This is a genomic window from Nocardia sp. CA-290969 (assembly GCF_050936135.1).
GTDB lineage: Bacteria > Actinomycetota > Actinomycetes > Mycobacteriales > Mycobacteriaceae > Nocardia.
Window position 1 is genome coordinate 563,635 of the sequence record NZ_JBNJNJ010000001.1, and the last position, 20,713, is coordinate 584,347.

Annotated in this window: 22 protein-coding genes; 11 read left to right on the forward strand and 11 right to left on the reverse strand. The window is 68.5% G+C overall.

Annotated features, from left to right (window positions below):
* Positions 1–53: 53 nt before the first annotated feature.
* Positions 54–812, forward strand: a complete 759-nt coding sequence (locus tag ACQEVO_RS02645; RefSeq protein ID WP_432908519.1) for an SDR family oxidoreductase — start codon at positions 54–56, stop codon at positions 810–812.
* A 50-nt stretch (positions 813–862) separates the two neighbouring features.
* Positions 863–1,072, forward strand: coding sequence for a tautomerase family protein (locus tag ACQEVO_RS02650; protein ID WP_432908522.1), 210 nt, complete (start codon positions 863–865; stop codon positions 1,070–1,072).
* Positions 1,073–1,086: 14 nt separating this feature from the next.
* Here the strand turns inward: ACQEVO_RS02650 and ACQEVO_RS02655 are convergent, their stop codons facing one another.
* Together ACQEVO_RS02655 and ACQEVO_RS02660 are read right to left on the reverse strand one after the other, a co-directional pair.
* Positions 1,087–1,908, reverse strand: coding sequence for a lysostaphin resistance A-like protein (locus tag ACQEVO_RS02655; RefSeq protein WP_432908525.1), 822 nt, complete (start codon positions 1,906–1,908; stop codon positions 1,087–1,089).
* A gap of 164 nt (positions 1,909–2,072) precedes the next feature.
* The gene (locus ACQEVO_RS02660; RefSeq protein ID WP_432908527.1) at positions 2,073–2,960 is read right to left on the reverse strand and encodes a helix-turn-helix transcriptional regulator; all 888 of its coding nucleotides are present in this window, start codon (positions 2,958–2,960) and stop codon (positions 2,073–2,075) included.
* A gap of 101 nt (positions 2,961–3,061) precedes the next feature.
* Between ACQEVO_RS02660 and ACQEVO_RS02665 the strand changes: the two genes are divergently transcribed.
* The 3 genes from ACQEVO_RS02665 to arfB all read left to right on the forward strand — a co-directional run bounded on the left by ACQEVO_RS02665 (position 3,062) and on the right by arfB (position 6,084).
* Complete coding sequence (locus tag ACQEVO_RS02665) at positions 3,062–3,979, forward strand: MBL fold metallo-hydrolase (RefSeq protein ID WP_432908529.1); 918 nt, start codon at positions 3,062–3,064, stop codon at positions 3,977–3,979.
* Positions 3,980–4,000: 21 nt separating this feature from the next.
* Positions 4,001–5,440: a carboxylesterase/lipase family protein gene (locus ACQEVO_RS02670; RefSeq protein ID WP_432908531.1), complete on the forward strand. Its 1,440-nt coding sequence runs from the start codon at positions 4,001–4,003 to the stop codon at positions 5,438–5,440.
* Positions 5,441–5,655: 215 nt separating this feature from the next.
* Complete coding sequence (gene arfB / locus ACQEVO_RS02675; RefSeq protein WP_432908533.1) at positions 5,656–6,084, forward strand: alternative ribosome rescue aminoacyl-tRNA hydrolase ArfB; 429 nt, start codon at positions 5,656–5,658, stop codon at positions 6,082–6,084.
* Between the two features lie 82 nt (positions 6,085–6,166).
* Here arfB and ACQEVO_RS02680 read toward each other — a convergent pair whose 3' ends face one another.
* Both ACQEVO_RS02680 and ACQEVO_RS02685 read right to left on the reverse strand, forming a co-directional pair.
* The gene (locus tag ACQEVO_RS02680; protein WP_432908534.1) at positions 6,167–7,105 is read right to left on the reverse strand and encodes an NADP-dependent oxidoreductase; all 939 of its coding nucleotides are present in this window, start codon (positions 7,103–7,105) and stop codon (positions 6,167–6,169) included.
* Complete coding sequence (locus tag ACQEVO_RS02685) at positions 7,102–8,025, reverse strand: oxidoreductase (protein WP_432908536.1); 924 nt, start codon at positions 8,023–8,025, stop codon at positions 7,102–7,104. The genes ACQEVO_RS02680 and ACQEVO_RS02685 overlap by 4 nt, the downstream gene beginning before the upstream one ends.
* Before the next feature lie 62 nt (positions 8,026–8,087).
* On the opposite strand from ACQEVO_RS02685, the gene ACQEVO_RS02690 reads away from it, so the two are divergent.
* Entirely contained in the window at positions 8,088–8,693 is a 606-nt protein-coding gene (locus ACQEVO_RS02690) for a TetR/AcrR family transcriptional regulator (RefSeq protein ID WP_432908537.1), read from the forward strand.
* Positions 8,694–8,817: 124 nt separating this feature from the next.
* Positions 8,818–9,714, forward strand: a complete 897-nt coding sequence (locus ACQEVO_RS02695) for an aminoglycoside phosphotransferase family protein (protein WP_432908539.1) — start codon at positions 8,818–8,820, stop codon at positions 9,712–9,714.
* A gap of 94 nt (positions 9,715–9,808) precedes the next feature.
* On the opposite strand, the gene ACQEVO_RS02700 is transcribed toward ACQEVO_RS02695, so the two are convergent.
* Both ACQEVO_RS02700 and ACQEVO_RS02705 read right to left on the reverse strand, forming a co-directional pair.
* The gene (locus tag ACQEVO_RS02700; protein WP_432908541.1) at positions 9,809–10,633 is read right to left on the reverse strand and encodes an alpha/beta hydrolase family protein; all 825 of its coding nucleotides are present in this window, start codon (positions 10,631–10,633) and stop codon (positions 9,809–9,811) included.
* 266 nt (positions 10,634–10,899) lie between these two features.
* On the reverse strand, positions 10,900–11,499 hold the full coding sequence (locus tag ACQEVO_RS02705; protein ID WP_432908543.1) for a TetR/AcrR family transcriptional regulator: 600 nt from the start codon (positions 11,497–11,499) through the stop codon (positions 10,900–10,902).
* A 217-nt stretch (positions 11,500–11,716) separates the two neighbouring features.
* Here ACQEVO_RS02705 and ACQEVO_RS02710 point away from each other — a divergent pair, with 217 nt between their 5' ends.
* The gene (locus ACQEVO_RS02710) at positions 11,717–11,938 is read left to right on the forward strand and encodes a hypothetical protein (protein ID WP_432922288.1); all 222 of its coding nucleotides are present in this window, start codon (positions 11,717–11,719) and stop codon (positions 11,936–11,938) included.
* A gap of 325 nt (positions 11,939–12,263) precedes the next feature.
* Complete coding sequence (locus tag ACQEVO_RS02715) at positions 12,264–12,620, forward strand: hypothetical protein (RefSeq protein WP_432908545.1); 357 nt, start codon at positions 12,264–12,266, stop codon at positions 12,618–12,620.
* 349 nt (positions 12,621–12,969) lie between these two features.
* Here the strand turns inward: ACQEVO_RS02715 and ACQEVO_RS02720 are convergent, their stop codons facing one another.
* The 3 genes from ACQEVO_RS02720 to ACQEVO_RS02730 all read right to left on the reverse strand — a co-directional run bounded on the left by ACQEVO_RS02720 (position 12,970) and on the right by ACQEVO_RS02730 (position 15,480).
* The gene (locus ACQEVO_RS02720) at positions 12,970–13,437 is read right to left on the reverse strand and encodes an NUDIX hydrolase (protein WP_432908547.1); all 468 of its coding nucleotides are present in this window, start codon (positions 13,435–13,437) and stop codon (positions 12,970–12,972) included.
* Between the two features lie 133 nt (positions 13,438–13,570).
* Entirely contained in the window at positions 13,571–14,149 is a 579-nt protein-coding gene (locus tag ACQEVO_RS02725; protein ID WP_432908549.1) for a putative glycolipid-binding domain-containing protein, read from the reverse strand.
* Between the two features lie 224 nt (positions 14,150–14,373).
* Complete coding sequence (locus ACQEVO_RS02730) at positions 14,374–15,480, reverse strand: winged helix DNA-binding domain-containing protein (RefSeq protein WP_432908551.1); 1,107 nt, start codon at positions 15,478–15,480, stop codon at positions 14,374–14,376.
* 619 nt (positions 15,481–16,099) lie between these two features.
* Between ACQEVO_RS02730 and ACQEVO_RS02735 the strand changes: the two genes are divergently transcribed.
* Positions 16,100–17,005: a hypothetical protein gene (locus ACQEVO_RS02735; RefSeq protein ID WP_432908552.1), complete on the forward strand. Its 906-nt coding sequence runs from the start codon at positions 16,100–16,102 to the stop codon at positions 17,003–17,005.
* A 257-nt stretch (positions 17,006–17,262) separates the two neighbouring features.
* On the opposite strand, the gene ACQEVO_RS02740 is transcribed toward ACQEVO_RS02735, so the two are convergent.
* Positions 17,263–18,549 carry a carboxylesterase family protein gene (locus ACQEVO_RS02740; protein ID WP_432908554.1) on the reverse strand — a complete coding sequence of 429 codons (1,287 nt, stop codon included), beginning with the start codon at positions 18,547–18,549 and terminating at the stop codon, positions 17,263–17,265.
* A 97-nt stretch (positions 18,550–18,646) separates the two neighbouring features.
* On the opposite strand from ACQEVO_RS02740, the gene ACQEVO_RS02745 reads away from it, so the two are divergent.
* Positions 18,647–19,231 (forward strand): TetR/AcrR family transcriptional regulator C-terminal ligand-binding domain-containing protein, encoded by a 585-nt coding sequence (locus ACQEVO_RS02745; protein ID WP_432908556.1) that lies wholly within the window; start codon positions 18,647–18,649, stop codon positions 19,229–19,231.
* Positions 19,232–19,320: 89 nt separating this feature from the next.
* Here ACQEVO_RS02745 and ACQEVO_RS02750 read toward each other — a convergent pair whose 3' ends face one another.
* On the reverse strand, positions 19,321–20,493 hold the full coding sequence (locus tag ACQEVO_RS02750; RefSeq protein WP_432908558.1) for an MFS transporter: 1,173 nt from the start codon (positions 20,491–20,493) through the stop codon (positions 19,321–19,323).
* Positions 20,494–20,713 lie beyond the last annotated feature (220 nt).

The following is a 20,713-nucleotide window of genomic DNA, read 5'->3' on the forward strand; positions in this document are numbered from 1 at the left end:
CAGGGGATGACATCCCCTCGTACCCGCCGCCCGCGCCGCCGATAGTGAAGACCATGACATCCACCGACACCGCATCACGAAAGGCCGGACAGGTTGCCGTCGTCACCGGAGGATCCCGTGGCATCGGGCGGGCGATCTCGCTCGAGCTGGCGGCCCGCGGCAGCACCGTTGTCGTCAACTACACGGACAACGCCGCCGCTGCCGAGAATGCCGTGGCAACCATCTCCGCGGCGGGCGGTACCGCCCTCGCGGTCCGGGCCGACGTCGCCGACGAAGAAGCCGTCTCCGCACTGTTCGACCGCGCCGAGGCCGAATTCGGAGGCGTCGACGTCGTCGTCAACTCAGCGGGCCGCCTCGCTCTGGCCACGATCGCCGATCTCGATCTGAATGTTCTCGACGCGATCCACCGCGTCAACATCCGCGGCACCTTCGTCGTCGCCCAGCAAGCGGCGCGGCGGCTGCGCGACGGCGGCTCGTTCGTGAGCTTCTCGACATCCGTGGTCGGCGCCCAGTTCCCCACCTACGGTGCCTATGCCGCCAGTAAAGGCGCCGTAGAGGCGGTGACACTGATCCTGGCCAGGGAACTGCGTGGTCGCGACATCACCGTCAACACCGTGGCTCCCGGCCCGACCGCAACCGCGATGTTCCTCGATGGGAAGACCGAGGAGCAGATCACAACACTGGCCGAGAGCCCGCCGCTCGAACGCCTGGGCACACCGGAGGACATCGCCCGCGTCGTCGCCTTCCTCACCGGTCCCGAGGGGCACTGGATCAACGGCCAGATCGTGCGCGCCAACGGCGGCATGATCTGACGCCGAGACCGCCGACATCACCGAATATCACAACACACAAGGAGATCACTATGCCGTTCGCCAACTTCAAGGTCCCCGCCGGCACCATCGACGACGAGGACAAGCGCAAGATCGTGGAACGCACCACCGAGCTGTACGCCGAGATCTATGGCGAACGCGCTCGCGCGACCACCGTTGTCCTCGTCGACGAGGTCGTCGACGGCGGCTGGGGAGTCGGCGGTCATGTGCTGACTGCCGAAATGCTCAACAGCAACACTTGATCATTCGCAGCTGGTCAGCGTCGGGTGACGAGCTTCGCATTACTGAGCAGCCATACCGCCGGGACCAGGCAGCACAGCAGCGCGAAGAGGCTCGCTTCCGGACCGAATGTCCCGCCGGTGAGCACTTCCGGTCCGGAGAGGACGGTGCGCAGCAGGCCGGGTTCGCCGTCGGCGCCGGATACCGCGGTGCCGAATACGCCGGACTCGGTGTAGTTCCAGGCGAAATGCAGGCCGATCGGCAGCCACAGCGACCGGGTGGCGGTGTAGGCGATGGCCAGCAGCGCGCCGCCTTCGACCGCGACGGCCAGGGTGCCCCAGAGCGTGGCGTTGCTGTTGACCGCGTGGGTCAGACCGAAGATCAGTGACGAGACCGCGATCGCGACGATACTGCCGGTCCGTTCCTCCAGGATGCGGTGCACCACGCCCCGGAACAGCAGCTCCTCGGTGACCGCCACCGAGGCCATCGAGCCGGCCACGCCCAGGCAGGCCCCGAACGAGCCACTGCTGATGTCGACGTCGGTGAACAGGGTCGCGAGCAACATCGTCGCGAGGAAGGCCCCGGCGCCGATGAGCACGCCGCGCCCGAGCCCACTCCACCGCCCCGCGGCGGCCAGTTCGGTGACCTCCCACCGGTTCTCGACACGGCGGGAAAGCCACGTGTAGGCGACGATCGCCCCGGCGGCCGCGCCGATCCCGAGGAAGAAACGCAGCACAGGCACACCCGAAACGAGCACGTCCAGCCCCCGGGCGGCGATCAGCAACACGACCGTCCCGCCGAGCAGAACCGGCACCCGGAACCGCTGCGTCGGCGGTTTCCGCCCGGTGGGGATGGCCATGGAAAGTCCTCTCGCCGTTGTGCAGTACGGCGAGACTACGAACGAGGCGAGCCGAGCCACATCACTCCGCGGGAGACTTTCTCAGTAGTACTCGAGAGTGACACCGTCCTGTCCGCTCGCTGTTCGGTCGGGTCATCGGGGGCGAGGCGCACTCGGCGCCGGATTCAGGCAGTCGCCGACAACGTACCGGTAGGGGTTCGGTGGCCGCTTGCATGTCGCAGTAGTGCGAGACCTTGTTCGCTCGGAGACCCGGCCGGGGTTGTGCACACGATCAGCATCTGGTCGGGGGCGCGGGCGATCGAGAGGGTCTGCTGTGTCACGGTCACCGGGCCGACGGTGGGGTGGCGAAGTTCGTAGGACGCGGCGTCGCAAGGGGTTACGCGGTGGTCACGCCACAGCGTGACGAACTCCGGGCTTTTCATCGTCAACTCGCCGATCAGTTCCGCGAGCAGCGGATCGTCCGGGTGCTTGCCGACAGCGAGGCGCAGGTTGCCGACTACCGCGCGGGCCTTGCGTTTCCAGTCCGCGTAGAGCTCACGGCAGTGCGGGTCCAGAAACACCATCCGGCTCATATTCGGCCGCCGCGCTGGATCGTCCGGGCCGAGGGAGTTCAGGTGCCCGGCCAGTAGGGCGTGCCCGAGGGTGTTCCAGGCCAGCACGTCCGTGCGCCGGCCGAGTACCAGCGCCGGGACGCCGTCGACGGCGCGGAGGAGGTCACGCGTCTCGTCGGCGAGCTTCTCGGGCCGTGGGCGGCGCACCCGGGACGGGTGGCGGGTGGCGCCGGCGAGCCGGTCGAGGTGTTCGCGCTCGTGGTCGTCGAGTAGCAGCGCGCGGGCGACCGCGTCGAGTACCTCGGCCGAGGCACCGCGTGAGGTTCCCTGTTCCAGACGCGTGTAGTACGAGACGCTGACCCCTGCCAGCTGGGCCAGTTCTTCGCGGCGCAGCCCGCGCACCCGCCTGCGGGGTCCGGTTTCGCGGAGGCCGACATCCTCTGGTCGCAGCCGTGCTCGGCGAGCTCGGAGGAAGTCGCCGAGGGGGCCGGGTTCGTTCATTTCTCCAGTATCCGGGCACGGTCCGATCCCAGCCACACCCTGTGAGTGGTAGGACAAAGCGGGAGTGGTTCGGGCCCGCCCGCGCGGACAGACTCGCCCTCATGGAGCAAATCCTGGACGAGATCACGCTGGGTGACGTCACCGTCACCCGCATCAAGGAGTACTACGGGTCGGTCGAGATGACCCCGGACCGGTTCTTCCCGGACAGCCCCGACGGCGCGTGGGACGAACACCGCGACCACTTGGCGCCGGACTTCTGGAACCCGGAGACGGATGAGTGTCACTCCGCGGTTCAGTCCTGGCTGCTGCGCAGCGAGGGGCGCACGATCCTCATCGATACGGGTGTGGGCAACCACAAGGATCGGCCCTACGCGCCGGTGTGGAGCCGCCTGGACACGAATTATCTCGACAATCTCGCGGCGGCCGGGGTGCGGCCCGAGGATGTCGACATCGTGGTCAACACCCACCTGCACATCGACCATGTCGGCTGGAACACCCGGCTCGACGGCCGCACCTGGGTGCCGACCTTCCCGAACGCCACCTACCTGATGCCCCGGCCGGACTTCGAGTTCTGGGACCCGGCCAACGGCTACGACAGCGTGCTCGGCCGCGGCAACCAGAACGTTTTCGAGGACAGCGTGGCGCCGGTCCAGCAGGCGGGGCTGGCCCACCTGTGGGACGGGTCGTACCGGATCGACAAGAACTTGCGGCTCGACCCGGCTCCCGGTCACACGCCCGGCTCGTCTGTGCTCACCTTGCAGTCCGGCGGCGATCGAGCCTTGTTCGTCGGGGATCTGGTGCACACTGCGCTGCAGATCGTGGAGCCGGAGACCAACTCCTGCTTCTGTGAGGATCCGGCCGAGTCCCGGGCCACCCGGCACAAGCTGCTCGGGTCCGCCGCCGAAACCAACGCGCTTGTCTTCCCGGCCCATTTCGGCGGCCACGGCGCGGTGGAGATCGAGCGCAGCGGGTCGAGGTTCGCGATCAAGGGCTGGGCGGGTTTCGCCCGAATCTCCTGATTCCGGAAAGGAAGGTTACCCGTGGCCCAGTACACAATTCCGGTTGCCGAAACTCCGATGGGCGCTGTGCAGGGCCTCCGCGACGGGTCCGGCGAGCTCTACCGCGCCATCCCTTACGCGGCGGCCCCGACCGGTCCCGGCCGTTTCGCACCACCCGCCCCGCACCCGGGTTGGTCCGGTGTCCGTGACGGTACGCAGCCGTCGCCGACCGCCCCGCAGCCGGCCCGCGACTTCGGGCGACTCGAGATGACTCCCTACTTCGGGCCGGGCTGGGTGCGCGGCGCGGAGTACCTGACCGTCGACATCCGCACGCCTGCTGCCGACGGCCGCAAACGCCCCGTCATGGTGTTCGTGCACGGCGGCGGATTCGTCACCGGCTCGACCCGCGCCGCGCTCTACGACGGCAGTGCCTTCGCCCGCGACGGCGTCGTCGTGGTGACGGTGAACTATCGCCTCGGGATCCCCGGTTTCCTCGACCTGGAAGGCGCTCCGGCCAACCGCGGACTACTCGACGTGCTCGCCGCACTCGCCTGGGTGCGCGACACGGTTGCCGTATTCGGCGGCGACCCGGACAACGTCACGATCTTCGGCCAGTCCGCAGGCGCCACGATCGTCGGCGCGCTGCTCGCGACACCGGAGGCCAAGGGCCTTTTCCGGCGGGCGATCATGCAAAGTGGCAGCGGCACCGGCGCTTTCACTCCCGAGCAAGCGCACCGGGTCACCACCGCGGCGGCCGCGGCGCTGGGTGTCGAACCGACCGTCGAGGCATTCGGCGCGATCACGGACGAGCGTTTCCTGGCGATTCTGCCGGCACTGACCGGCCTGGACCTGCGCACCGACAACGCCACGGATCCGCTGGTCGGTCTGAGCCCGTTCGGCCTGGTACTCCCGGTCCAGCCCGCCGACGGTCTCGCCGCCGGCCCGGCCGCCGACGTCGACCTCTTGATAGGCACCAACACCGAGGAGGGGCACCTCTACCTCGTACCGGCGGGCAACCTCGAGTCCTCCACCGAGGCAGATCTATTCGCCGTCGCCGCCCGCGTGTACGCGGACCCGGAGGTCGCAATCGCCGCGCTCCACGCGGCCCGACCGGGTGCGACACCGGGCGAGCTGCGCTCCTCGGTTCTCGGGCACGCTCTGTTCGAGGAAGGCACGGCACGGATGGCGCAGGCGCACGCGCGAATCTCGGGTGGCCGCACCCACCTCTACTCATTCGGGCACCGTTCGACGGCCCTCGACGGGCGACTCGGCGCCGCCCACACCGTCGAACTGCCCTTCGTGTTCGACATCGCCGACAAGCCATGGCTGCACGGAGACACCGGCCTGCTCGGTCCGGGCCCCGCCCCGGCCGGTCTCGCGACTCGGATGCACGCGGCCTGGGTCGCATTCGCCGAAACCGGAGCCCCAGGGTGGGCCACTTACGACCCGCTGCGGCCGGCCGTGCAGATCTTCGGAAGCTGAGCTCCACACCGGACAGCGGCGCAACTGCTGTCGATCCCGGATCAACCGATGGCGCCTTCGAAGTGTGCAAGTCTGCGTCGGCGACATCGGTGCGAACGCGACGACCGCGTGCTGCTTGTTACCCGTGGACAAGGTCGTCGCTATCGTGAACGACAAGGTCACCGTTCAGCCGCTCGGGATAGTGGGCTCGCGAATCGGAAAGGTGGCGTCGGATCGTGGCAGAAGACCTGACCGTGACTCGGACGCTGGTGATACCCGCTTCCGAGTTACGCGAGCGGTTCTCCCGCTCGTCCGGCCCGGGCGGGCAGCACGTCAACACCACCGACAGCCGGGTCGAGCTGTCGTTCGACCTCGCCGATTCGCCCTCCGTGCCGGAGTGGCTGCGCACCCGGATGCTCGATCGCCTGGCCGGCCGCCTGGTCGACGGGGTGCTCACGATCGCCGCCTCGGAGCACCGCGCACAACTGCAGAACCGCGCAGCCGCCCGCGAACGCCTGGCCGCGCTACTCCGTGCCGCCGCTGCCGCCCCGCCGCCCGTTCGCCGCGCCACCAAGCCCTCGCGCGGCGCGAAGGAACGTCGTATCGCCGCGAAGAAGCGGCGCGGCATCACCAAGCGAAACCGCCGCGCCTCTCCCGACGACTAGGGCGTGCTCGAAGGCGAGTATCTCGCCGCACATCCGTGCCCGGAAGGCCGGGCAACCTTGCCTTCGAGGGGGCAGGGGATGGTCACTCGGCCACGGCAACGAGTTTGCCGCCCCGAGGGAAGTGGCGGAGTTCGAGTTCCGTGAGCGCCGGGATCGCCTCGGCCAGTGGCACTGTTCGGGCGATCGGCACGTGGAGCGTCCCCAGTCCAGCGGCGTGTGCGATGGCGTCGAGGTCGACGGTGAACGGTTGGGCGATCATCAATCGGTACGGCCCGGGTTCCGCACTGCGGGCGAACTTGGCCGGGCTCGGATTGATGTCGATCAGGTGTCCGGTGCGCTCGGCGAGCATTCTGGTCGCCTCCGCCGGCAACGTGCCTGCGGTGTCGAGGACGAGGTCGAACCGTCCCGCCAAGCTCTCGGGGTCGAAGTCGAATCCCACGATCGGGTCGATACCCAAGGCGCGGGCTTCCGCTATTGCTGTGGGGCGGCAGCTACCGGCCACCGACGCCCCTCGTGACAGCGCGAATTGGACCGCGGCCCGGCCGACGCCGCCGAGACAGCCGTGGACGAACACAGCCTGCCCCTCGTTCAGCTTGCCTTCGCGGACTATCGCTTGATAGGCGGTGATGCCGACTGTCGGGATGGCTGCGGCCTGCTCGAACGAGAGGTTCGCGGGCTTGTGGACCACCCCGTTTTCCTCGACGACGACCGCCTCGGCGAAAGACCCGGCCCCCTCGGGGCTCGTGCCGCCCAGCACCTCGTCGCCCACCCGCAGTCGAGCAACATCGGTGCCGACCGCTTCCACCACGCCCGCGAAGTCCGTGCCGAATCCACGTGGGAAGGCCCGGCCGGTCACCATTTCCATCGCGCCGCCGCGGATCTTCCAATCCATCGGGTTGGCCGATGCGGCTCGCACGCGCACGAGCACCTCGTGCGGACCCGGCCGGCGGGGCTCGAAGTCGTCCAGCCGCAACACCTCGGGACCGCCGTACCGGTGGTACTGGATGCGCTGCATCGTCATGCTCCCGAGATGTCTGTTGCCGGGGCGGGCGACGTCGAGGCGAAGGGGAAGCGTGTGCCGGTGAGGTGTTCGGAGAGGCCCCAGAGCCGTGCGGCGGAGTCCGGATCCTCGGCCACGGGGGATATCTCGCCCACCGCCGCCGGACCGCGAACACCGCCGAAGCGGCTCGGGCCGACGAAACTGCCGCCCGGGATATCGCCGACGGCCGCCAGCAGGGTGGGCAGCGCACCGGCCTCGGGTCCCTGGGCGAGTACGGGCGTGACGAGGGCCGACAGGGTGTCGAGGAGCCGGTTGCCGCTGGTGATCCGGAAGCCCGTGGAGGCCCAACCGGGGTGCGCGGTGGTCGCGATGACCGGCGAGCCGGCCGCGCTCAGGCGGCGTTGTAGTTCGGCGGTGAACAGCAGGACCGACAACTTCGACGCACCGTAGGCGCCGAACGGCTTGTAGGGGCGTCGTGCCCATTGCGGGTCGTCGAAGTCGAGCTGCGCGGTGCGGTACGCGGTCGACGAGGTGGATACGACGCGGTCGGTGATCCGGTCCAGCAGCAGGTTCGTCAACGCGAAGGGTGCCAGGTGGTTGACGCCGAACTGGAGTTCGAAACCGTCCGCGGTGTGCTGTAGCGAGTCGGTCATCGTGCCGGCGTTGTTGATGAGCACGTCCACTGTGCTGTCGATGCCGTCCGCGAACTGCCGGACCGATGCCAGGGAGCTGAGGTCGAGCGGACGGACTTCGACCGTGCCGCTCATCTCGGCGGCGGCTGCACGGCCCTTGTCCTGGTCTCGGACAGCGAGGATGAGCCGTGCGCCCTTGGCGGCCAGGGCGGCCGCCGCGGCACGGCCGATACCGCTACCGGCGCCGGTGACGATGACGGTGCGACCGCTCTGATCCGGTATCTGCGAAGGGGAGGTGAGTGTGAGCATGAGGCCAATGTACCCACTGGAAACAATCTGGTCAACGGAAACATTCTTGGTAAACTGCCCGCATGACGCCAGACCGCCCCTACCATCACGGCAATCTGCGCCAGGCCGTGCTGGAGCAAGCCACGCCGGTGGTGCGTGACAGAGGGGCCTCGGAGCTGTCGCTGCGCGAGCTGGCCGCCGCCATCGGCGTTACGCACTCCGCTGTGCGCCGCTACTTTCCCGACCGTCAGCAGCTGCTCGACGCACTGGCCGTAGAAGGGTTCGCTCTGCTCGGCGCCCGGCTACGGGACGCCATCGAATCCGCGCCCGGCTACCGCGCGCAGATCCACTCGATCGCCCGGGCCTACCTCGACTTCGCCACGTCCGAGGCCAACCTGGCCGAGCTGATGTTCGCCCACAAACACGGAGCGGGTGGCGACGCCGTGACCGAGAGTGCCGAGACGGCCTTTGCGCCGATTTTGCCGGTGTTCCAACTCGGCCTGGCCGGCGACCCGCGGAGCACGAGCCCGGAGCGGACCGCACTGATCTTCTTCGCCACTCTTCAAGGGCTGGCCGGGCTCGTCAACTGCGGCATGATCACCGCCGATCAGCTCGGCGGGTTCATCGATGAGGCTGTTGCGCAATTCCCGCAGGGCGAAATGGGCGATGGCGCGGCGGGAAGCAAGTAGCTTTCGCGGGAATCGAAAGACATTCGATAGCTAGCATTTACGCACACCGACGCGGGTCGCAGGCCCTCGCAAGCAACCGGGTAGTCGGGCTCCACCGCATACCGCCTCAGTACAGTGACTTCGCATGACCGGCACCGAGTTGGAGATCACCGCAGACCTGGTGCGCGACCTGCTGCGGGAGCAACATCCCGACCTCGCGGGCTTGAGCATCCGCGAGGTGGCGGGTGGCTGGGGCAACCAGATGTGGCGTCTCGGGGACGAGTTGGCCGTACGCATGCAACGCATGGATCCCACGCCGGAACTCCAGTTCAAGGAGCGGCGGTGGCTCCCTGTGCTGGCCCCGCGCCTGCCGCTGCCGGTGCCGGCCCCGGTGCGATGCGGTGAACCGTCCGAGCGTTTCCCCAAGCACTGGACCGTGATGACGTGGGTTCCCGGCGAGCCGCTCGACCGCGCCGCGATCAGCCGCGGCGCCCATGCGGCCGATACGCTGGCAACCTTCCTGCGGGCGCTCCACGTTCCCGCACCCGCCGAGGCGCCGATCGCCACCGGCCGCGGCACCCACCTCAGGGACTGCACGGACGGCTTCGATGCCTTCTTCCGAGCCGTCGCCCCTGCCGATCTCGCCACCGACGTACGGGTGGTCTGGGACGATGCCGTCGCCGCCGGCGCGTGGCAGGGCCCACCGGTGTGGGTACACGGCGACCTCCATCCCGCCAACGTCGTCGTCTCGGACGGAACGCTCTCGGGCATAGTCGACTTCGGCGACCTGTTCGCCGGTGACCCGGCGTGGGACCTCGCCGCCGCATGGGTGCTGCTACCCGCGGGCACGGCCGCACGGTTCTTCGACAGGTACGCGCACGCGGACGAGGCGGCGATCCGGCGGGCCCGCGGGCTGGCGGCCATGAAGAGTCTGTTTCTGATGCTCATGGGCCGGAACGGAGATCAGGGTCTTCCGGGCGGAAAGCCGCACTGGGGACCCGTAGGCCGGGCGGCACTCGAGCGTGTTCTGAAGGGTGACTGAAAACCGAAACCAGTCCCGACCCTGATCATCATGACCGCCGCCGCAGACATCGCCGAAGTCCTGCGCTGAGCCGGCTACCCGTCACCGGCGACGTCTAGGAGATGAGCTGCCGGCGGAACCACCGCGTCAGGATGTCGTCGACCGCCTTCGCTTCAGGGCCCTGTGGCGCCGGTTCGAGACCCGGTTCGTCGGCGAGCGGGTGCGCGAGATTCGGCACGGAGACCAGTTCGGCGTTGTCCGGCTGTGCGTAGCGGTGTTTCAGGGTGTCGACCAGTGCAGCCGCGTCGGCGCGAAGGTCCGGGTGATCCTCTTCCCCGCTGACGACCAGCAACGGCGGCGCGACGGTGAGTTCGGCGGCACGGGCCACGAAGTCCATTCCGGCTGCGACACGTTCGGCTTCGGCCGTCCATTCGTACGGATGACCGGCGATGCCCTCGGTCAGGGGGACCACCGAGCGGATACGGACGGCCGGGTTCACGAGCGCAACGTTCCGGATCGGGATCGACTCTGTGCACAGCACTCGGAGCGCGGCGGTGCCGCCGAGCGAGGCGCCGAGAATACTGACCGGCCCCTCGTCGACCGGAAGCTGATCGCGAAGTGCCGCCAGGGCTGCGGGGAACTCGTCGGCGGCTTGCTGCGCGAACGGTGCGAGGTACGCGAGTAAGGCGTCCTGGCGGATGAGGTCGAGCACGGCGTCGACGCGGCCGTCGACCATCCGGGCGCCGCACATCGGCATACCCAAGTGAACCCGCCAGGCCGGCACCCCGGCCATCGGCAGGGCTGCGGCGAACGCTGCATCGGTGCGGGGTGCATCCAGCATGTGCCAGGACACAATCAGTGGCGCCGGAGCGTCGACCCTGCCGTCGGGTGGCAACGCCGTGTAGGGGACGCCGGCGGCGGTTCCAGTGATCGTCTCCATGGCGCTCCTTGGTTTGCGTAGCGATCACGATGCGCCGCGATCGGCCGGTGTGGCCGGATCTTTCGCAATCCGAACGCCCGCTGCCGGTCGCGGTCTGCGATCTACGGCAGTTGACCCTACCCTGAGTCAACGTACCTGCACGGCGGGCATGAACGAGAAGGCAAAGACAGTGTCCGACACTGTTACCGGGGGCGAAAAGGGGCGGAAGTGATAGGAAGGTCCTACCGTTCCGCTGGTATTCCGCGCCTGAAATCCGTTGCTCGGCCTCAGGTGCGCGGTCCGTGGACTCCGTATGCGGCCATGAACATGTCGAGGAGTCCATCGATCGCGTTCTCGTCGACGGGGCGGGTCGTGAGCAGCGAGCGATAGTAGAGAGTTCCGCACAGCACCTCGGCGGCATATTCCAGGTTCACGTCGGCGACCAGCTGGCCGTCGCGCTGAGCCCGGGTGATCCGATCGAGGGTTCGTTGTTCGACCGTGGCCAGGAATCGTTCGTGCAGTGTCGCCCTGAGTGCGGGGTCGGCCTGCGCTTCGGCGATGACCGCCCGGTAGATGGGGCCGATGGGCGGGGTGGAGAGTGCCTGACTGGAACGCAAGAACTGCTCGCGCAGATCCGCCCGGACGGGCCCGGACGTGCGGTAGTCGAGATCACTGATCCATACGACGCTGAGCGCGTCGAGGAGCAATTCCGCGATGGACGACCAGCGCCGATAGATGGTGTGCTTGCCGACCCCGGCTCGTGCGGCGATGGCTTCGACGCTCAGCCCCCGATAGCCGACCTCCGTCGCCAGCTCGAGGGTGACGGTGAGCAGCTCTCTGGTGCGTTCGGCGCCGCGGCGTCGGGGTGCGGTGGACGGGTCGGCCATACGCCGAGCCTACCGGCACGGTGCGTGCCGTTGACAGGTGTGCCGAAGCGGCGCAAGATGCACATATCGACACGAACCGTGCCGATAACCGGGCCGTACTACGACCTCGTTACCAGTTCCCACAGGTGAACAGATCGTCATCAGCCGGGAGAAGCTCGGCACCACAGGGCTTGCCGAGCACGATGCGAACGAACACAAGGAGAACACTGTGAAGACCATGACCTGCCGGCAATTAGGTGGTCCGTGCGATGTCGAGCTGAGCGCGGAGACCGCGGACGAGATCATCAAGGCACAGGATCGGCACCTACGCGAAGCCGCTCGCAGTGGCGACCGAGACCACGTGCCGGCCCATGAGGAAATGAAGGGACGCTGGAAGCATCCGTTGAAGGCGATGGGGTGGTACCGCGACACCAAGAAGGCTTTCGCGGCGCTTCCGTGATGTCACCGGCCGGCCGGGCGGTTCGCAAGCTCTCGCCGCGTAGGCTTCCGTGCTGGGTGGAAATTTGAACTGCCGGCGGACATCTGTCGAAAATGCCGACCGATCCCGCCGCGTGAGCTGAAGGAGCGGGGGAGCACGGAAATTGGGGTCTACCTGCGCAGGACGGATAGGCCGGGTAGGCCGGATCATCGGCGAGCACGGTTTCCGGCTTGCTCCGGCCGAGATACCGAAAGTGAGCAGTACACCGGCCGATACGCCATTATGGTCGCAGATCTGATTACTCAGGTCGCTCAATTGTTTCGACTGATCAGGGAACTGCGCGCATATGTTGAAGATATCGACCCGCCCCGTGCTCGGCAGCGTCATTGCCGGGCTGCTCATTGTCGGATCAGGGGGCGTCGCGGCGGCCGAGCCCGCCCCGGCTCCCGCGCCGGTGCAAGCACCCGATGCTCCGGCGTCCGGGGCGGCGGCGCCCGTCGCGGCGTGCATGGCGCCCGGCGACTCCATCGAACTCCGGGCCGGCCTGGGCGCCCTGCTCGGGACCGGGAGCGGCGCGATCGCGGGTCTGCCCGTTTTCTTTGTCGGGGCCATCCCGTTCGGGATCATCGGCGGCGTGATCGGCGCCATGGTCGGCTCGACCACCTACGCGCAGGACGCCTGGCGGGCTCCGCAGAACTGCTGATCGGACGGGGCCGCGGGTTCCTTTACCGGGTAGGCGGCGTCGAGCCATTCGGTGAACGAAGGTCCGCCGATTCGGGCGTGCGGCCGGCCACCGACCCGCGGTCTCCAGCAGCGCCCGATACACACCGCCAGGAGCACCTCGCGGTCGTCGTTGAGCACCAACGTCATCGCGCACGTGGAATCCGGGCCACGTACTGGGTGAACTACGTCCCGTCAGGGAGACGAATCTCCGCGGTCGACAACCTGATGTGCCGGTTCTCGTCGACCATGCATTCACCGAGGATCGCCCACTGGGTATCGCTCGCACTCGAGTTGCGACCGGCGCCGGCTGCGTAGCTGTCGCGAGTATTTCAGTGCTGGATCAAGCCGCCGACCGGAGTGGGCGTGATGTGACCGGTTGCCGGAACGGTCCGCGCCAGAGCCAAGCCGGTATCGACAAGCGATGACCGACGCAGAGAGGTCACTCCGCCGAGCGGAGTCCAGTTCGGCTCGACAGTTTCTCCGTTCGGTTCGGCTCGAAGCCGGCCACCAGTGACGCGGACGCGGTAGTAGACACCGACATTCTGATGCTCGACTCCCGCACGAGCAACGGCGGCGGGGATCACCCTCGAATCCACACCCAGCAGACGCTCGACGACCCCGTCATAGCCGGTCTCCTCGGAGAGTTCCCGGGTCACCGCATCGAAAGGATCCTCCGCATGCTGGACCCCACCTCCTGGAAGTGTCCACGTGGTCTCGCCGTTTCCGGCCACATGACGAGCGAGCAACACGCGGCCCTGTTCGAGGCAGACGGCGTATGCCGCGAGTCTGAAGCTCATCCACTGAACCTAATGTCCGATACGGCGTCGAGCTCGCGCGGGCCGGGGTTCCTCCGCCGGCTGGTTCACGACATCGACGAGCTACCGGCGCGGCCGGCGGCACCAACCTCATGAGACGGCTCAGCTACGCGGGTCAGACCGCACGCACGGCGATCCCCGGGTACTCCAGGACGAGGCCCGCCGCGTCGTAGACCAGGCGGCACGAGAAATCGAAGACGGGCGCCGAGTAGTCGAAGCACCGGAACTGTCCACGGTCGGATGTGCGCGAATACTCCTGCTCCAGCCTTTCGACCGCGAGATCGCCGGCGCGCACATAGGCCGCCGGGGCGGGCGTCCGTGCGCCGATCGGCAACGCCGCGCGGTGCACGGGAAAGGTGTTGGTCATCGCCGAGGACTCCAGGTCCACGTCGAGGCAGCCATCCAGGTGGGGTGCCGGTTCGTCGTTCACCCGCCAGTGTCCGGCACCGTCGGCCTCGAGCAGCACGGTGTGCCGGCCGGTTGTGGAACGGCAGGTCACGCGCGCGGTGCGGGTCTGCCAGCCGGAATCCACGGTGATGTCGTAAGCGACGGACCAGGTGTCGCCGTCCTCGCTCGCGGTTGTGCACCCCTCGATCCGGTGCCCGTGACCGATGGGTTCGAAGTAGGTGACCTCGAACCCCGACCGCGCACCGCGGTGCGTCCATGCGGCGGTTGCGGGCAGGGCGGCGAACATTCCGCCATGGTAAGGCTCCAGACGGTCCTGGAAACGAGAAAGACCCACGCCGCCGACCGAGCGCGGTCGGTGCCGCAGCGCCGGGGTCGCGGATCTGGCCATCGCCGGCCTTTCGTGCGCCTGGATGCCGGACCGCTGCCGATGCTGGACGACGTTCCGCCTTCCGAGCTCGGGGAGCGCAAGTTATTGACCTGGATGATCCAAGTGGTGGCAACCCTGACCGTCTAGGCCGCCCGCGCACGCACCGAGGCCAGCCCTGCCGCACGGGATACGCGGTCCGTTGCGGCGTCGAGTTCCTTCGGCAGCGGCGCACCGTCGAACATGCTGACGACCACCTCGTCGCCTTCCAGTTCCCAGGTGCCCGCGATCCGGCCGTCCACCACGACGATCGGTGCGATCCAGCCCGCGGCCCGGCTGACCAACGCGCGGTGCGCCTTCGGCAGCAGTTCGGTGTCGCCGGTGCCCGGGCCCAGCACGTACTGGTCGAAGGGGCCGAGCAGGTGCACCGAGGTAGCCGGTTCGATGGCGGCGAGCTCGTCGGCGTGTTCGGTGAGTACGTAACCGGTGCGTCCCTCGACCTCCACCGGCGTGAGCGCGTCGCCCAGCTCGGCGAACCAGCCGCGCACGGTGGTCTTGCGCAGACTGTTGCGGCTCAGCCAGGCGTCGAATGTCTCCGGCGTCGCGGGACCGTAGGCGCCGAGATACGCGGTGATGGCGGCCGGAGCTGCGACGTCCGGTTCGGCCGGTCCCGGCCACTCGGGGATCAGCCGCGCGGGACTGGTGAAGGTCACCTTGTTGCCGCGCGCCGGCCCGTGGCAGATCGCGCCCTGCCAGGCCAGCGGCTTGAGCAGCGTGCCCCAGCCCGAGCGTAGTTCCTTGCCCAGTTTGTGAAACGCCTTGTCGGCGAGCAGCGCCTCCACCAATTCCTCGCGGGTGAGTTCGGCGTCGCCGAGTATCCCGCCCACCGCCTCGGTCAATGCGGCCACCTCCACGGGAGTGGCGCCGAAAGTGCGCTGCCACGACGGCTTTTCCCAGGTACGGGCGGACGCTATGAGCGGGAGCACGGCGGCGGCACCCGCAGGTGTCATGGCGTGCAGGGTGCCGCGCATGGCCCAGGTCTTGATCAGCGTGCGGTTCGACAGCGCGCTCACCACGGCACCGTCCTCGGGCGCGGCGCTGCGCAGCGCGACCGCGGTTTCCGCCGCTGAGGTGACCTGCGCTTGCACACCGCACAGGCGTCCGACGAGATCGGGCACGCTCGACGCGGTGGGGGACGCGACGAATTGGCGGGCGAGCCGCCAGCCGAAGACCTGTTCCCACGTGACGCGCACCCAATCCTCCTGTGTCGAACGTCGATCGTGCTCCGGCACGCTACACCGGATGTCTGTGATCCAGGTTTCCTGGACGGAGTGAACGACTTCTCGAAGATTAGAGTCGGATTCGTGAAAGACCGACCTGTCCTCGTCGTGGCCCTGATCGGGGGCTTCATCGGGGCAATGCTGTCGAGTCCGTGCGCCGTGTGCTTCGGCTTCGGCACTCCTGTGCTCGCTGCCGTCATTGTCGGCGTGGGAACCTTGCTGGCCGGAGGCATAATGTTCGGCGGCCTCTGCGCTGCACTGGCGTGGGCCGTCAGGGCTGATCGGCGTAACGGTGGTTACCGCTGTCGCGGTGAGAGCCGGGCATAGCTTTTCGAAGCTACGGTCTGGCGGCGGTACGCAGCAGCCGTAGAGGACGCGGTGATCGGCAATACCGGACGCAGTCAGGTGACCTCGACAGCCATGGCATCAATCATTGGTGGCCGGCCCTTCGTGCCTGGATGCCGGGCCGCTGCCGATGCTGGACGACGTTCCTCCTTCCGAGCTCCGGGAGCGCAAGTTATCGACTTGGATAATCTGAGTGGTGGCTTGCCTGGTCCGGGCTCGGGGGAACAAGTTGTGCAAGGAGGTCCCGGTGGATCGATCACTGCTCGCGCGAGCAGCTCGCTCGAGCCTGCTCGGCGTGTTGGTGCCCTTGCTGCTGGTCGTCGCGGCCGTGATCTGGCTGCTGACCTTCACGAGGATCATGATCAACGAGCTCGGCTGGGGGGTTTTGAGCCCACTGGAATGGATCGCGGAGGTCAGTAGGGCGGCACCCGACGACAAGCAATGGATGGGCGTGCTGTTCGGTGTCCTGACCTGGCTGTTGGTGTCCACGTTCCTGGTGGTGGTCCCGGCCGTGGTCCTGGTCGTGGCGACGCGGCGGATCGTCCGCCGGGTACGCCGCGGGAACGCGCTGCGCCGCTTCGATCCGGATGCCGAACCTGACCTGCTCTTCGTCCGGGCAGATGGGAGCTGGATGGCTTCGCGCGTCGCCGGGAACCCGCTGCGGGTCGCGGTGCCCGGCGTGCTCGAGCAGCTCGCCCCCGACAGCGCTCTGGCCGCCGCGCTCGCCGGCGAGACCCGCGTCGTCCTCCTCGGCGACCGCGCCACGGTGCCGCCCCTCATCTCCGCCCGCCTGGAAGGGTATCTCCTGGACCGCAGCTCGCGGTCCAGCGCGGTCATCGTGGTCGACCGGGCGAACAACCGGTGCTGGCTCATGGGTCGCATCGTGCCGCAGTTCGTGCTCGTTGCCGACCCGTCCGGGCCGCAGTTCTTCCGTTCCCGCGCTGTGGGAGCGGCCTCGCTCGCAACGGGCGGCGGGATCGCCCTGGTCTGGGCCGACGACGCCGGAGGCTGGGAGGGATCCGATGGCGGCTGGGGGGACGGCGGCTCCGACGGTGGTTCGGCCGGTGGAGGTGGCGGTGACGGCGGGGGCGGCGGTGACGGAGGTGACGGAGGTGACGGAGGGGGTGGCGGTGGAGGAGGCGGCGGAGAATGAGCGAGGTCGTGGTCGTTCTCGATGCCGCGCCGGCACTGTAGGAGCGTGCGCTACTGCCGCAGCGGGCCGAGGAGGAAAGGCGGTGAGTAGCTTCTCCGAATGGGATCGCCCGAGTGCTATTGCCGGTGGCCCATTCACGATGCGACGATCAGAGCCGCCAAATCGCTGCCGCGGTCACCAGCAGCGGTAGTCCGATCGCAGGTGGTAGCCGAGGGCTCCGTCATCCGCTTGTGGACAGCGTCATCGGACAAGCATCCTCAGGGGATCGGGTGGATGGTCGATGAACCGGGCAGATAACGCGGCCATCCCGGATCTCCGGTGCGGGCGAAAGTTCCCCACCGGCTGCGGGTCTCGCTGCCGAGCGCACGAATGTCGGCCCGGCACAGCGGTCGCACCATCGCCGCATCCCGCCAGGCGTTGTCGTCGCCGAACAGCAGAGGCAGTTCGAGGCAATGACAGGGGCCGAACGGGTTACTCGGATGCAGTTCATGAACCAGGTAGCGGTAGACGTCGGCGTCGTGGGTGGCGAGCAGATCCGCGAATTCGGCGGTGCCGTCCTCGAAAGCCTTGCGTCCGACCAGCTGCTGGAGCCCGGAAACGATCCGTGGACCGAACGGCAGTCGGCGGATCCGGGAGAACCCCGGATGCGGGCCGCCGTAGAACGCGCCCATCTCGTCGGCCGTTGTCCCGATGATCACCTGCAGGCCGCCGGCTCGCCGCACGACCTCGCGACGCCACAGGAATTCGTCCGGCAGCGGATCGACATCGGCGACCGGCGCGAACGGCGGCGCGGAGTTCAGCCCGCCCGGACCGGACAACGCGCGCACGGCCGCGGCCTGCGCGACCAGTATCTCGGCGGTTGACGCGTCTCGGGGATCGCTGCCGAGCGCGGCGAGGAAACGCTGTGCCGCGCGCTTCGCTTGCGTCGCACTCTGAAATCCGATTCCGAACGGCGCGCTCTGCACGATGGCGCGCCGGAACAGTCCTCGGGTGGATTCGATGCCGAGCATCGCGACGAGGGAATGCGCTCCGGCGGACTGGCCGGCGACGGTGACCCGGGTGGGATCGCCGCCGAACTCGCGAATGTGCTCGCGAACCCACGTCAGCGCGGCGATCTGGTCGAGCAGGCCGAGATTGCCCGGTGCGACGCCCGGCATCCGGAGGTAGCCGAGCACACCGAGTCGATAGTTGATCGACACGACGACGATGCCGGTCTCCCGGACCAGCTCGGTCGGGTCGTACAGATTCCAGGCACCGCCCCCGGCCAGATACGCCCCACCGTGAATCCACACCAGCACGGGACGCCCGGCGGCATCCGGCGTCGTCGCGGGCGCCGTGACCGACAGTTCGAGACAGTCCTCCGACTGCGGCAACGGCACCGGCACGCCCATCACCGGTTCCAGTCGACCTGGCGGTTGCGGCGCAGTGACCGGTTGCCGCCCGCGCTCTGATCCGCCGAGGTAGGGCACCGGTTCGGGCATGCCCCACCGGTCTGCCCGGGCGAATGGGATGCCGCGGACAACCATGACGTCGCTGTCGGTCATCTCGCGCCTCCTGCGATCTATCGCAAGTCATCTTGCGATACCCGCCACGCTAAGCCGGAGCGCTCCACAACGCAAGAGGACTTGCAATAATGGCCGAATGGCCCCGTCTGTCGAGCGCACCCCGCAAATCCGCGGCGCGCGGCTGCGGCGCGCCGTCCTGGATGCGACCCTCACCCACATCGAGACCGACGGCATCGAGGCGGTGCGCGTCGCCGATATCGCCGCCACCGCGGGCGTGCACGAGACCTCGATCTACCGACGCTGGAAAACGCTGCCCCGACTGTTGGTCGACGCACTGCTCTCCCGCATGGAGTCGCAGATCCCCATCCCCGACACCGGATCGGTCCGCTCCGACCTACTCGAATTCATGACGACGCTCGTCGGCTTCGCCCGCACCCCCTCCGGCGCGGCACTGATCCGCTCCACCGTCATCGCCGAAGCCGATGCCGACGCCGAGGCGGCCCGCCGCGAATTCTGGGCCGTGCGACTCGCGGCGTCCGAGGAAATCGTCCGTCGCGGTATCGAGCGCGGCGAAGTCACCGCCGGTGCGGACCCTCGGCTGACCATGCTGACGCTGGGCGGGCTCGTGCACATGTATGCGACGCAGTTCAACAGCGACATACCCGACGGCTTGGCCGAACGGTCGGTCGACCTGCTGATGGCCGGGCTCGATCCGCGCTGAATCGAAGGCGGTCCAGGCGGGTGGCGCCGGCTTCCCCGGCCCTGCTGAACCGCCGGTACGGGTGGATCCCGCACCGGCGGCCGGGCCGTCTACTCGCGAGCCGGCGTTTTGCGGGCGGGTTCGCTCGCGGTGGACAGCAGCACCAGCGCGAGAACGGTGCAGGCGACCGCGAGCGCCGGCAGTGCGCCCGAACCCCACCTGGTCAGCGCGAGACCGCCGAGCAGACCGCCGAGGGAGACACCCAGATACGTGCCGGAGGTGTTGAGCGCCAGCGCCTGTGGGGCGAGCGGGCCGGACAGGAGGGCGAGCCGGGCCTGGATCGCGGGTGAGTTCCAGAAGGCGGCCGCACCCCACACCGCGAGGACAGGCAGCACGGCCGTCATCGGGACCGGGCGCATGCCCCACAGCAGCCACAGGCCGGCCATGGACCCGGCGATGGCGCTCATACCGATCAGCAGGGCACGGTCCGAGCCGTGCCGGTCGGTCATCGCGCCGCCCGCCCACATGCCGAGGGTGCCCGCGATACCGGCCAGTCCGAAGGAGAGGGCGCGGGCGTCGACGGCCGCCCCGGCGACATCGGTGAGGAACGGCGCGAGGTAGGTCAGCATCATCATCGAGCCGGTCATCAGCGACATGTTGGCCAGCAGACCGAAGGTCACCGGCCGCCGTCCCAGGCTGCGTACCTGGGCGCGCCAGTCCGGTGCGGGACCGCCGAATATCCCGCGCGGCACCGTGATCAGCAGACCTGCGAGGGCGAGCAGGCCGCACACCGCCATGGTGGCGAACACCCCGCGCCAGCCGAACACGCCACCGATCCAGGTGCCGCTCGGCACACCGACCGCGATCGACCCGGTGACGCCCAGCGCCACCACCGCGACATATCGGCCGACCTTCGCGGCCGGCGCCCGCTGGACCGCGGTCGCGAACAGCGCCGGGGTCGCGACCGCGGCGGCTGCCGCTGCCACGACGCGCAGGATCAACAGCCCGGTGAACGACGACGTACCCGCCGCGGCCGCATTGGCAGCGACGAACACGCACAGGCTCGCCACCAGCAGCACGCGTCGAGGCGCGCGGGCAAAGACGACGGCGGCGACCGGCGCCACCAGGGCGACGGTCACAGCGAATACGGTGATGAGCTGACCGGTGGCGGCCTGGCTCACGCCCAGATCGCGGGCGATCTCGGGCAGGACACCGGCGATCACATAGTCGTCGGTATAGAACACGAACGAGGCGGCGAACAGCGCCGCCAACCACTTGGGCATAGGGGTACTCCCACTGAGTGCGCAGCGGACGGCACATCCGAGAAAAGGGGATGGCCGCGCGGACGACAGCGGGTCCAACCGGTGGAATTCGGAGCAGCACTGATTACCGCGCCGTCAGGGCGCGATATCGCTGACTCGGGGCAGCCACCGGGGACCGGTGGCTAGAGTCTGTCCGCCTCTGTCGCAGTGGTCACGAATCACACCCTACCGCGCAGACATT